Raw genomic sequence first — 12534 nt, 5'->3', positions numbered from 1 at the left:
CCCTGATTGCTCTCTGCTAGGATGCTAATACACTTGTTTTGATTTCTTGTGCGGCAATTTCTGCTTCTCTTGCGAGAAACTCTGCAAGTTGTGCTTCGAGTTGGTCGCGGACAATCTGACGGTATTCTAAGAAATGCTCGTTGTGGGCGCACACAGCAAGGTAATGATCCCACACTTCGGGGTTATTTTTCAGAATGCTAAACAAGTGATGCCAAAACTTCCAGCGCGTATTGCGCTTAATTCCTTGTCGCCAGCAAACGATTAACAAGGCACGAATATCTACCCAACTCGGCATTTTAGCTGGGGCTTTGCATTTAGGCGCGCCCAGCATTAAAAAACAGCGATAAGTGCGGTCTAAGTACTTGATTGGGTCGTATAGTTGCCAGAATGACTCGATATATTCCCGCGTGATTTCTTCGAGCGATCGCGTCGGGATAAAGTTCATCAAAGTTGTCTGGTTAATATTGCCATCTTTGCCGCGCAAGCGTCCTTCTTTGTCTAATCGGTGCCACAATGCGGTATTCGGTAATGCTTGCAACATCGCAAACGTCGTTGTCGGAATAGCAGTTTGTTCAGCAAAACGAACAATGCGATCGCCTGCACCTGCTTTTTCGCCATCAAAACCGATAATAAACCCTGCGATCGGTCTTAACCCAGCGCGAGTAATCGTTTGTACTGACTCGATGAGTGAACTGCGCGTATTTTGAAATTTCTTCGTTAGCTGTAAGCTATCTTCATCAGGGGTTTCAATTCCTAAGAAGACAGCATCAAAGTTACATTCCACCATCAAATCCATCAATTCTCGGTCTTGCGCGAGATCGACCGATGCTTCGGTGTTAAATCGAAACGGATACTGATGTTCAGCCTGCCAGACTTTTAATTCTTGTAACAACAACTTGACATTGCGTTTATTACCAATGAAGTTGTCATCTACCATAAATACACCACGCCGCCATCCCAAATTGTAGAGATACTCTAGTTCGGCTAAAAGTTGTTTTGGTGATTTTGTGCGGGGTTTACGTCCGTAAAGTACAATAATGTCGCAAAACTCGCACTGAAACGGACACCCGCGCGAGAATTGAATCGACATCGAATCATACGCGTCGAATTCTAACAAGTCGTAACGTGGAATTGGCGTTGTCGTGACATCAGGTTTTTCACCGTTTGCACGAAACGTCCCTTTAGTTTCGCCGCGGGCGATCGCTTCGACAAACATCGGTAAGGTGATTTCACCTTCATCAAGTATGAGATAGTCTGCACCAGCAATTTCGGCTTCTTGCGGAACTGAAGTCGGGTAAGGACCGCCAACTGCAACGCGCTTTCCTCGCCGTTTGGCTTCCCGAATTTGGTCGAGAAGGTCGTCTTTCTGGACAATCATCGCCGACATAATCACAAGATCTGCCCATTGCCACTCGGCTTCAGTAACGGGACGAATATTACGGTCTACTAATTTAAACTCCCATGCTTGCGGCAAGATTGCTGCTACGGTAACTAAACCTAATGGCGGTAGCAAAACTTTACGATTAACCAATTCTAGAATTTTTTCGTATGACCAAAACGTTTTGGGAAACCGAGGATAAACTAGTAGAACTCGCATATAATCTCTATCCCCACACAAATTACTGTTAGTTTTATTTTCTGTTTAGCTGAAGGTTAATAAACTCAGCCGGATTGAATACTAATCGGTATCTCTTGTTTTTAACTACTATACAGTTAATTTTACAAGTGTGATATTTTTAAATTCTTGATAAAAGAGTTATCAAGTCGCTGAGCCATAAAAGCACAAAACTTAATATTAACTATTTATGTTCCTTCATAACTTTTTGCGAGCAGGAATACCGCTAATTCTTAAGACATCGCTGAGAGTTGCGCAGTAGTTTGGTAAACCAAATGTTGCTGGATTGACAGCATTGCGATACGTAAAATGGCGGTAGTCTAAACAAAAGCGATCCCAAGCTGCCATTTGAATGCGAAATAAGGCGACGATCGCGTTGGCTAGAGACAAAGTTAACGGAATCCGAAAATAAATTTTTTTATTAAAATATCGACAAAGTTCTTCGACAGCTTGGTTTACGGTTAAGGGTGCTTGACCGAGGACAAGAGAACGCGATTCATTTTCCATCGGTGGATGGTCAACTAAATAGCGCACGACTTGAGCAATATCGCGTCCGTGAATGAAGTGAAAACTACCGTCAGCTTGGAAGAAGCGAATCAAATCTACCCATTTTGTAACTTCAGGTAAGCCACTAGTAAGGTGCGAATATGGTTTGTTGGCATCACCTCCTATGACCAAAGTTGGAAATAGAATTGTGGTTTTGGATGCGATCGCCTGTTGACTCAATTGCTGGTGACAGTCATATTTAGAGCGAATATAATCTGTACCAATTTCACCTGCTTGAGGCAGCAAGTTACCGTTGCGATCGAGAATGCTTGCTGTGGAAAAGTAAATTACCTGTTGACATTTTGGTGATAATAAGCTTAGTAATTCTTGCGTTTTGGTAACATTAATATCGTAAGTTTCTGCACCACCCCAAGCAGTCGCAGCGAGAATTGCAGTGTCAATTGTTTGCAGTAAATTAGCAAAGGCGCGAATGTTTTGCATATCGCCCTGCAACACGTGAATTCCTGGGCGACAGTTTGTATCGACTTGCAGTTTTTGCGGACTCCTGACGAGTAAATACAACTCGTGATGAGTTTCCTGAATTAAAGTTTCACTGATGTAATGACCGATACAGCCACTGGCACCTGTAACTAGAATTTTCATAATCAGTGGCTAGTAGCTAGATATAAGTGATGGACTGTACTTGAGTTCACGATCAATGGCTATTGGTTAGTGGCTAGTCAATGATATTTAGTGATAAATTATACTTAGTTCTACCCAGAATATTAAAGGGGAAATTTACAGTTATAAAGACTTGAAATTCTGGCAAAATGCTATGAATTTGGCTACTAGCATTTATTATCTAACCTATAAATTCCCTAACCAAGAAATGTACGGTTTGTCACGCCAAATCCAAAAAGCAGTTGTTTCTGTGCCATCAAATATAGCAGAGGGTGCAGCCTGAAATTCTACGAAAGAGTTTTTTGTACTTTCTCTTAGTAGCACTTGGTTCGCTAGCAGAACTAGAAACACAGTTAATTTTGGCATCGTCACTAGCATATTTGGAAAAAACGGATTTAGAGATAGTACTATCTAGGACGAACGAAGTTGCTAGAATGATTCGTGGCTTGCAGAAATCGCTAAGAGCTAAACTCTCTTCCACTAGCCACTAGTTACTAGTCACTAACCATCGATCTTAATCTGCTTTGCTGTCTCGAAGAAGAAAGCGACATTTTCTTCGGGCGTGTCGGGTAAGACACCGTGACCGAGATTTAAGATATGTCCTCGATTTCCCGCTTTGCGCACAGTATCGTAAATGCGATCGCGAATAAATTCTTTGGAACCAAATAGCACTCCAGGGTCGAGGTTTCCCTGCACTTTCATATGACCTAATCTGGCACGTGCATCTGCCATATCAACAGTCCAATCGACCGAAATGATATCTGCGCCTGATTTTGCCATTCGTTCTAGTAAGCCTGCACTGCCACTGACGAGTAATATTAACGGTGTATCAGGATGTGTTTGCTTGACTTGCTGAAAAACGCGCTGTTGATAGGGTAAAGCAAACGTTTCGTAATCTTGCGGAGAGAGTTCTCCCGCCCACGAATCGAACATTTGCACAACTTGCGCCCCGCAGTCGATTTGGTAGCGGACGTAAGTTGCGATCGCATCAGCTAATTTCGTTAGGAGTTGATGCAAAATTGTGGGGTCGGAAAACGCCATTCCCTTAATTTTGGAATAAGTTTTGGAACCTTTACCCTCTACCATATAGGCTGCAAGCGTCCACGGCGCACCTACAAAACCTAACACCGCAGCTTTATTTCCGACTTCTTGGCGCAACGCTTGTAAAATTGTTTTAATAAACGGTAATGATTCTTCAGGTTCCAGCGGACGCAATTGATCGACTTGTGCTTGTGTACGAATTGGCGAGGCAATAATAGGACCTTTGCCTTCAGCAATATCCATGTCTACACCTAAGCCAGGTAGCGGCGTTACAATATCGGAAAATAAAATTACGCCATCCGGTTGAAACGCCCGCCAGGGTTGTAAAGAAACTTCAATTGCCACTTCAGGAATTTCAGAACGTTCGCGAAACGAAGGATATTTCTCCCGTAGTTCCCGATAGGCTTTCATATAGCGACCTGCTTGCCGCATCATCCATACTGGCGGACGATCTAAAGTTTCACCATATGCTGCTCGTAATAGATAAGGAACTTGGGTAGCAACGGTCATTTAACTTTTCACCTTAAAGAATGTTTTTTATGCCATTGTTCATTGTATCAGTGGCGATCGCGTCAACTCTTTGAGAAGTATTAGCTGATCGTTCTGTGCTTGTTTCTTGCTTCGTGCAAAACCTTTCTATCTACAGAGAAAAAGTGTTCGCCCAATTTGGCATGATGAACGATAGATAGATTTGTCGCGATCGCGTATGCAATTAGACGAATTTGTACAACAAGCAAGCTGCCCTACATCGCTATCACCCGCATTACAAGCGTTGTGGTATGCCAAAAAAGGAAACTGGGATCGAGCGCATGAAATTGTCCAAGATGCAGATGATGCTGATAGCGCTTGGGTTCATGCTTACCTACATCGTCAAGAAGGAGATTTAAGTAACGCACGCTACTGGTATCGACGTAGCAAGCGCCCTGAATCTACAGCTTCTTTGAGTCAGGAGTGGGAAGAAATTGCAGCGGAATTGCTGAAAATGAGCAAAGTTAGTTCTTAACGAATACAACGCAGAGAACAATAGAGTGAGGACATGATAGCAGCCAATAGTAATTAATTTGACAAGAGTTTAACTTTGACCCCCGACTGACCCCTGCTCCCTGCTATAAGCACTTGTCTCAAAGCTTAAGATACCTGTGTCTCCATCTAACTGTACAGGGATGCCAACAGGAAGGGCGGCGTTAGCACCATCATGACCGAATGGTAGGTCGGAAACAACAGGAATACCTAGATCGCTGAGGCGATCGCGCAATACTTCTTCGATCGTTAAACTGGGAATATTTGGTGGTGGTTCGCAGCGACTAAATCGCCCTAAGGCAATACCCCGAACTTTTGTCAATGCACCGCTTAAACGCCACTGGGTCAGTAAGCGATCGATTCGATAGGGTGCTTCGGTAACGTCTTCTAAGGCAAGAATGACACCATCTAGATCGGGTTGTAGCGGTGTTCCGAGTAGATGGGTAGCAACTGTAAGATTTGCTGGTAGCAAAATCCCGCGCGCGCTACCACCTCCCCAACCTGTTCCGACTAGGGGAGTAACACTGTGACTTTCGACTAAAGCAAATAACCGCTGAATTGACCAATCAGGTTCTTTAGCTAACGTTGTGAGTACAGGGGCATGAACGCCAGCAATACCAACTGTGCTAAGACTCCATAGTAATGCTGTAATGTCAGAAAAGCCAATTAACCACTTAGCAGGAAACGCAGAATTAAAAATAAATTCCCCTGATGCTTCTAAAATTCTGGCACTACCGTAACCACCTCTTGCACAAAGAATTCCGCGACATTCAGGATCTTTCCATGCGTTGAGTAATTGAAAAGTGCGATCGCAGTCTTTGCCTGCTAAGTAGCCCCAGCGATTATTGATGTTAGCGCTGATTTCTACGCGGTAGCCGCGCTTTCGCCAAATTTCTACTCCCTGATAAAATGCTTCTACTTCTCTTAATGCCCCACTAGGTGCAATTACTTGTAGTAAGTCGCCTGGCTTCAATAACGGTGGTAATTGGCAGCGTTTCATTAACTTGTTCAATAATATGCTTGAATATTTCTAAAGTTAACCTTTAAAAACTTAAGGTTTTGATTTGCGATTAAGTCACTATCTACCCCAGCATACCGAATACACTGATGGCAACACCGAAAATCCTGCTAGCAAGCAAATGAAAATGAATTCGTAGCTAGACAAAAACCCTATTTTAGGGTACGAATGCACCCTTTGTCTGGATAGCCCCGAAGAAAGTCGTAGGAAGAGTGTGAATCATGCAGGAAGTTTAATATTTCAACGTACCAGTTGAATTAACTATAATTTTTGTCACGCACACTTTAAAATCCTAAATGGCGTAGTGTCGATATTGAAAAAACAAAGGCGCGATTGCTGAGTAAACTATACTTATAGTTTTTATTTGAACTTTGACTTCTGATCTTTGTAGAAGCATCTGAAGTAGATATATTTGAGTTTCCGGATTTTCAAGAACGCTCGATTTTTTTATAATGATATATCGAGATTCTGTGAATTAGCACAATTGGATTATGGTTGTTTTATTGATGAAGACAATCAAGACAATTTTTTCACTTTTAGTAACATAATTGTAATGCATGATATTACTCAAATAATTAGCTTATGTCTGTTTGCTTTTTTAGCAGGCTTAATCGACTCAGTTGTGGGTGGTGGTGGTTTAATTCAGCTTCCAGCACTTTTTATTATATTGCCCAATACAGCTTTACCACTCCTGTTAGGAACTAATAAGCTTGCTTCTATTGCAGGGACATTTGTTGCCTTTATTCGTTTTTCGCTGCAGATTAAGATGAATTTTGCTATCGTTACAACGGCTGCGATCGCTGCTTTTATCTTTTCTTTTATTGGAGCTAAAACTGTTAGCATTATCAATCCTAATTTGCTGCGTCCGTTAGTTTTGTTAATTCTTATTGCTGTTGCTATCTACACATTTATCAAGAAAGATTTTGGAACGCAACATAAATTTCATGAAGCTAAGACAAAAATAATTTATGCTGTCATCATCGGAGCTTCTATAGGGTTTTATGATGGTTTTTTAGGACCGGGAACAGGAAGTTTTTTGATTTTTGCATTTATCGGGATAATTGGTTTTGATTTCTTACGGGCTTCAGCTTCTGCAAAAGTTGTAAATTTTTGTACTAATTTGGCTGCTTTAGTTTATTTTATTCCTAGCGGTAATGTTATTTATAATCTTGCTATTCCTATGGCTATTTGTAATATTGGCGGAGCAATTATTGGTACTAAACTAGCTATACTCAAAGGTAATAAATTTATTCGCAACTTATTTTTGATAATAGTCTCTACTTTAATATTTAAGCTAGCTTATGATATAGTATTTAGTTAAAAATATTACAGTATTGATGTTTAATAAGGGTTTCTAGGTGACAAGACGTCGGCGCGTGCGTCAAATAGAGGATTCGGAATAAACGGATTAAACACAAGTAACACATCAATACAATATAAGTATGGCAACGCTTTGCGCTAGAATTTGCTGTGCTGCGGTATAAAGTAGGCGATCGCCGATCGTGCTCGACTCCAAATTGGTTCTCAGTCTACTTGCTGGGCTGAGATTTTTTGTGATTTTCAGCAAATTTATTTGATTGTGAACTCATCGCGAGTACCATAGTTGATGTTTCGTGTTAACGCTTATTCCCGCATTGCCAACTTCTACACCCTGGTAAGACCTGCGATGGTAACAAATACAGCAATAATTACCTCGGAACAATGGTAGCAAGACTAGAAGTAACTGCAATCGCTATGGTTGAAATTTAAGTAAAAAAAGGAACCTATAATGCAGACTGTACCGAATCATCAGGTAGAGAACTTACAGATAGAAGACGACCGGACAGGATTAAGTGTTGAATGCTTAAAGCGAGCTTTTTTAGATAATCTGTTCTACGTGCAAGGCAAGTTTCCCAAAATTGCCACAAAAAATGATTATTATATGGCATTGGCGTATACAGTACGCGATCGCTTGCTGCAACGCTGGATTAATACTGCTGTCATTTATACCGAAAGGGCTTCGCGCACAGTATCCTACCTTTCGGCTGAGTTTCTCATGGGACCGCATCTTGGTAATAACTTAGTCAACTTAGGAATATACGACCAAGTTAAACAAGCTGTAAGCGAACTAGGATTAGACTTAGAAGATTTACTCGAACAAGAAGAAGAACCAGGACTTGGTAACGGTGGTTTGGGACGCTTGGCGGCTTGCTACCTTGATTCTATGGCAACACTGGAGATTCCTTCATTAGGCTATGGTATTCGCTACGAATTTGGCATTTTTGACCAAGATATCCGCGATGGCTGGCAAGTTGAAATTACTGACAAGTGGCTACACTGCGGTAATCCTTGGGAAATTGCGCGTCCTGAGTGGGAAGTTTACGTCAAACTAGGCGGACATACCGAAGCTTACACCGACGAACGCGGACGCTACCGAGTCCGCTGGATTCCTTACCAAGTTGTTAAAGGCGTACCGCACGATACGCCGATTCTTGGGTATAAGACGAATACCGCCAATACTCTGCGGCTGTGGACAGCCGAAGCTCCAGAATCCTTTGACTTTGCAGCATTTAACTCTGGTGACTACTTGGGTGCGGTACAAGCAAAGATGGTTTCAGAAAACCTCTCTAAGGTACTTTATCCCAATGATGATTCTTCGCAAGGTAAGCGCCTGCGACTAGCGCAGCAAATCTTCTTTGTATCGTGTTCGCTGCAAGACATGATTCGCATTGTTTTCCGCCAAAATGTGCCGTTAGAAAAGTTTCACGAAAAGTTTGTCATTCAACTTAATGACACGCACCCTGCGATCGCTGTTGCGGAATTGATGCGACTACTCATTGACGAGCATGATATGGGCTGGGATCAAGCGTGGAGTATCACGCAAAAATCGCTTGCCTATACCAACCATACATTACTACCAGAAGCACTCGAACGCTGGCCAATTAACTTGTTTAGAGATTTACTACCTCGGCACTTAGAAATTATCTACGAGATTAACCATCACTTTTTAGAAGAAGTCAAAGCTAAGTTTCCTGGAGATAGCGATCGCCTGCGTCGCATGTCGTTGATCGACGAATCAGGAGAAAAATACGTCCGCATGGCACATTTAGCGTGCGTTGGTAGCCACTCTATTAATGGAGTTGCAGCCTTACACACCAAACTGTTGCAACAAGATGTGTTGCGCGACTTTTATCAAATGTACCCTGAGAAGTTCAACAACAAAACCAACGGTGTCACTCCCCGACGGTTTATGGTGTTGAGTAATCCGCGACTCACCAACTTAATTTCTAGCAAAATCGGCGATAGCTGGATTAAGCACTTAGAAGATCTCAAGCAATTAGAAGCGTTTGTAGACGATCCTGAGTTTTGTCATCAGTGGCGATCGATCAAATCTGCGATTAAGCACGACTTAGTGGCATACATCCAAAAGCAAAACGGCATTACAGTCAACCCCGACTCGATTTTCGATATTCAGGCAAAACGCTTTCACGAGTACAAGCGCCAGCATCTCAACGCTCTGCACATTATCACGTTATATAACCGCATCAAAGCCAATCCTGATATTGACATCACGCCGCGTACCTTTATCTTTGGTGGTAAAGCTGCGCCTGGCTACTACATGGCAAAGTTGATTATTAAGTTAATCAACTCGATTGGCGATGTTGTTAACAACGATCCCGACGTACGCGATCGCCTCAAAGTTGTCTTCTTAAAAGACTACAGCGTTAAATTTGCTCAACGCGTTTATCCGGCTGCAGATTTATCCGAACAAATTTCGATGGCGGGTAAAGAGGCGTCTGGTACAGGTAATATGAAGTTTGCCTTGAATGGAGCCTTGACAATTGGTACACTCGATGGCGCTAACGTCGAAATGCGTGACGAAGTCGGCGCAGAGAACTTCTTTATTTTTGGACTCACCGCGCCGGAAGTTTACGCACTCAAAGCCAGAGGCTACCGTCCGCTAGATTACTACCATAGCAATCGCGAACTAAAAGCCGTTATCGATCGCATTGCCTCAGGACACTTTTCGCACGGCGATACTCAGCTATTCAAGCCTTTGCTAGATTCACTCTTGCACCGCGATGAGTATCTGCTATTGGCTGACTATCAGGCATACATTGATTGTCAAGATTACGTTAGTCAAGTGTACCGCGATCGCGATCGCTGGACGCGGATGTCCATTTTAAACGTAGCACGTATGGGTAAATTCTCTTCCGACCGTTCAATCCGCGATTACTGTCAAGACATTTGGCATATCCAGCCAGTACCCATTGAACTTGGTGAATGTATTCAAGCAAAAGAGAACATGCGACCAATTACACTCTAAAGAGGACCAGAGGGAGCAGGGGTAGGGGTGCACAGGAGAATATTGTTTACTATCTATACTCGGTAATTCCTCAATTCCTCAATAGCCACTGATAACTAATTAATCACCTCTCGCTAAAATATCGCGAAACCACTTCTCGAAGCGATCGCCCAAGGCTTCTAAGGAAAATTCTGTTTCGGCTTGCTGACGACAAGTGTAACGGTCAATTTCTGCGAGGCGGGCGATCGCATTCACTAACCCCCCAACACTATCAGGTTCTACCAAAAAACCTGTTTTTCCATCTTGCACAATTTCTGCTGGACCACCGCGACGGTAAGATATGACAGGAACGCCGCACGCTAGCGCTTCGATCGCAACGTTTCCAAAAGCTTCTACCCAACGCGGAGTCATCAATAACGCTTGACATTGACGCACTTGCTGCTGCATTTCGGATGTGGAAAGAAAACCTAAATATGCAATTGGCGCATCGGGATAAGCAGCACAAACTTTTTGCCAGTAAGCTTCATCCTGCATTTTCCCCATGATTTTTAAGGGAATTTGCGTCGCGTTCGCCGCAGCGACTGCGTCTTCTAAACCTTTTTCAGGTGCAATTCTGCCTAACCAGGCTAAACATTTTTGTGGTTGCGCGCAAAATTCATATAGCGATAAATCAATTCCACTTCCTAAACACGGACATTCATAATTTAGCGCAAACGTTTCTGCTTGCGATGCGGTGTAAAAGCCAATCGTCCCAGGAAAGCGCTCAGCTGTTTGTTGGATAATTTGATCCATCGCTTCATACAGCGATCCCATACTGACAAAGTGTGCGATCGGACGGTTGAAAAATGGTGTAAGGTAAAAAGGCAACCAATCGTAAGCAAAATTTACAATTAAGTCATACTCTGTTTGTACTTGCCGCGCATACTCCCACATATTTGCCAATACCGAGTTCGCAGGCATGACAACTGGATCGCAGCGTTCCTGACTTTGGGCAATCATTTGTAACTCGCCAGGAATTTGCACAATATCAGGTAATGATTCAAAATACGAACCCTTAGGTGCAACAATTTGCACCAGATGCCCGCGTCGCCGCATTTCTTGGGCAATATTGTATAAGCTTAATTCGACTCCGCCACCAAGTCCAGTGCCTAGCGGTCCAACTGAAGTAGAAACAAATAATAGTCTTAGCAATTTACATTTAGATGGGTAACTGGTAATTGGTCACTGGAAAGAATATTATCAATCAACTATTACCTATAACCAATTACCCAATTACGAGTTAATGTAGTAAATCCGACTTAGAGTCTTGAATTGATAGAGAAACCGGAACAGTGTTCGTTTCTAACTCTTCTGTCACTGCAGAAATTTTACCGCCGATTTTTAAAACTTCGCGCTGATTAATTAGGTAGATGCTAATTAAAGTCAAGCTGACACCTACCCATTGTAAGGGACTGAGAACTTCACCCAGTAACAGATTGCCAAATAATAATGCAAAAACAGGAGTCAGAAAAGTTAATGAACTCAAGCTTGTGAGATTGCCGCTAGAAGCGAAGTAAAAGAATAAACCGTATGCGATCGCACTTCCAAATATCGTAGAATATGCCAGCGCCATCCAGCCAGATAAATCAATATTGACCCATTGCTGTGACTCTACTGCACTACTTAGCGCGAATAACGGCAATCCTCCTAAAATCATATGCCATCCCGTTGCCATGACCGGGTCAGCATAGCGACTAACATAGCGAATAATCACCGTTCCTATCGCCATTGACAGCGCAGCGAGTAGCATTAACCATTCACCACTGTCAACCAAAGAAGCGAAAGTGAGATGAATTTGACTACTTGCCATGCCCAAAAACCATTCGTCTGGTAAACCAATCAAACCAATGCCCAAAATTCCAATACACAGCCCTAGCCAACCCCAAAATCCAATACTTTCACCGAATAGCCAACACGATAACAAAGCTACTGCGATCGGTTGCGAATCAATCATCACTGAACCCAAACCCGCACCAGTTCTTACCAACCCCTCAGCAAGGAAGCCTTGAAACAGCGCGCCATCGACAAGTGCGAAAAGACTAATCCACAACCATGCTTGCCAACTTTGAGGCTGTTGTCTACGCGCGATCGCACCTGCTACTAATACTAAAATTCCGGCAGGAACTAACCGCACTCCTGCCATAAATAGCGGTGTTGTATGCGGGATAACTCCTTTCATTGCTACCATTGCAGTTCCCCACAAGAAAAAAGGCGCAATTAATAAAAGCGACGCGAAGGGAAGTCGAGATTCAGTGAGTTTGATTTGCATGCAATTACTAACCGCTGGGATAACACAATACTTCTGATTGTAACCAATTATGTATTTTCATGAAGACAGCCCAGACACAG

Annotated in this window: 11 protein-coding genes; 5 read left to right on the top strand and 6 right to left on the bottom strand. The window is 42.8% G+C overall.

Going from position 1 to position 12534, the window contains the following annotated elements; all coding sequences use genetic code 11:
- Window positions 1-16: 16 nt before the first annotated feature.
- Entirely contained in the window at window positions 17-1597 is a 1581-nt protein-coding gene (locus tag B1A85_RS06595; protein WP_104546068.1) for a B12-binding domain-containing radical SAM protein, read from the bottom strand.
- 216 nt (window positions 1598-1813) lie between these two features.
- The gene (locus B1A85_RS06590; RefSeq protein WP_104546067.1) at window positions 1814-2764 is read right to left on the bottom strand and encodes an NAD(P)-dependent oxidoreductase; all 951 of its coding nucleotides are present in this window, start codon (window positions 2762-2764) and stop codon (window positions 1814-1816) included.
- Between the two features lie 172 nt (window positions 2765-2936).
- On the opposite strand from B1A85_RS06590, the gene B1A85_RS26000 reads away from it, so the two are divergent.
- Window positions 2937-3065, top strand: coding sequence for a four helix bundle protein (locus B1A85_RS26000; RefSeq protein ID WP_210404207.1), 129 nt, complete (start codon window positions 2937-2939; stop codon window positions 3063-3065).
- Complete coding sequence (locus B1A85_RS25995; RefSeq protein WP_371681624.1) at window positions 3055-3273, top strand: four helix bundle protein; 219 nt, start codon at window positions 3055-3057, stop codon at window positions 3271-3273. Before B1A85_RS26000 ends, B1A85_RS25995 begins: the two co-directional genes overlap by 11 nt.
- Window positions 3274-3283: 10 nt before the next feature.
- Here the strand turns inward: B1A85_RS25995 and hemE are convergent, their stop codons facing one another.
- Window positions 3284-4333, bottom strand: a complete 1050-nt coding sequence (hemE, locus tag B1A85_RS06580; protein WP_104546066.1) for a uroporphyrinogen decarboxylase — start codon at window positions 4331-4333, stop codon at window positions 3284-3286.
- A 196-nt stretch (window positions 4334-4529) separates the two neighbouring features.
- Between hemE and B1A85_RS06575 the strand changes: the two genes are divergently transcribed.
- A complete protein-coding gene (locus tag B1A85_RS06575; RefSeq protein WP_104546065.1) occupies window positions 4530-4826 on the top strand; it encodes a hypothetical protein in 297 nt (98 codons plus the stop codon).
- A gap of 69 nt (window positions 4827-4895) precedes the next feature.
- On the opposite strand, the gene B1A85_RS06570 is transcribed toward B1A85_RS06575, so the two are convergent.
- On the bottom strand, window positions 4896-5843 hold the full coding sequence (locus B1A85_RS06570) for an LD-carboxypeptidase (RefSeq protein WP_104546064.1): 948 nt from the start codon (window positions 5841-5843) through the stop codon (window positions 4896-4898).
- A gap of 580 nt (window positions 5844-6423) precedes the next feature.
- Between B1A85_RS06570 and B1A85_RS06565 the strand changes: the two genes are divergently transcribed.
- Window positions 6424-7182: a TSUP family transporter gene (locus B1A85_RS06565; protein WP_371681637.1), complete on the top strand. Its 759-nt coding sequence runs from the start codon at window positions 6424-6426 to the stop codon at window positions 7180-7182.
- 447 nt (window positions 7183-7629) lie between these two features.
- Complete coding sequence (locus tag B1A85_RS06560; protein WP_104546062.1) at window positions 7630-10167, top strand: glycogen/starch/alpha-glucan phosphorylase; 2538 nt, start codon at window positions 7630-7632, stop codon at window positions 10165-10167.
- Window positions 10168-10266: 99 nt separating this feature from the next.
- Here B1A85_RS06560 and B1A85_RS06555 read toward each other — a convergent pair whose 3' ends face one another.
- Together B1A85_RS06555 and B1A85_RS06550 are read right to left on the bottom strand one after the other, a co-directional pair.
- Window positions 10267-11337, bottom strand: a complete 1071-nt coding sequence (locus B1A85_RS06555) for a glycosyltransferase family 4 protein (protein ID WP_104546061.1) — start codon at window positions 11335-11337, stop codon at window positions 10267-10269.
- A gap of 88 nt (window positions 11338-11425) precedes the next feature.
- A complete protein-coding gene (locus tag B1A85_RS06550; RefSeq protein ID WP_104546060.1) occupies window positions 11426-12454 on the bottom strand; it encodes a DMT family transporter in 1029 nt (342 codons plus the stop codon).
- Between the last annotated feature and the right edge of the window lie 80 nt (window positions 12455-12534).

The sequence above is a fragment of the Chroococcidiopsis sp. TS-821 genome, from assembly GCF_002939305.1.
Lineage (GTDB): Bacteria > Cyanobacteriota > Cyanobacteriia > Cyanobacteriales > Chroococcidiopsidaceae > Chroogloeocystis.
Note: the sequence above shows the minus strand (reverse complement) of the source record. Positions and strands in the feature narration are given on the sequence as shown.

What these genes read in the sequence shown, in the direction of transcription:
- B1A85_RS06595 (WP_104546068.1), bottom strand. Translation starts at nt 1,597, where the DNA reads ATGCGAGTTCTACTAGTTTATCCTCGGTTTCCCAAAACGTTTTGGTCA.
- B1A85_RS26000 (WP_210404207.1), top strand. Translation starts at nt 2,937, where the DNA reads ATGAATTTGGCTACTAGCATTTATTATCTAACCTATAAATTCCCTAAC.
- hemE (WP_104546066.1), bottom strand. Translation starts at nt 4,333, where the DNA reads ATGACCGTTGCTACCCAAGTTCCTTATCTATTACGAGCAGCATATGGT.
- B1A85_RS06570 (WP_104546064.1), bottom strand. Translation starts at nt 5,843, where the DNA reads ATGAAACGCTGCCAATTACCACCGTTATTGAAGCCAGGCGACTTACTA.
- B1A85_RS06550 (WP_104546060.1), bottom strand. Translation starts at nt 12,454, where the DNA reads ATGCAAATCAAACTCACTGAATCTCGACTTCCCTTCGCGTCGCTTTTA.
- B1A85_RS06590 (WP_104546067.1), bottom strand. Translation starts at nt 2,764, where the DNA reads ATGAAAATTCTAGTTACAGGTGCCAGTGGCTGTATCGGTCATTACATC.
- B1A85_RS06575 (WP_104546065.1), top strand. Translation starts at nt 4,530, where the DNA reads ATGCAATTAGACGAATTTGTACAACAAGCAAGCTGCCCTACATCGCTA.
- B1A85_RS06560 (WP_104546062.1), top strand. Translation starts at nt 7,630, where the DNA reads ATGCAGACTGTACCGAATCATCAGGTAGAGAACTTACAGATAGAAGAC.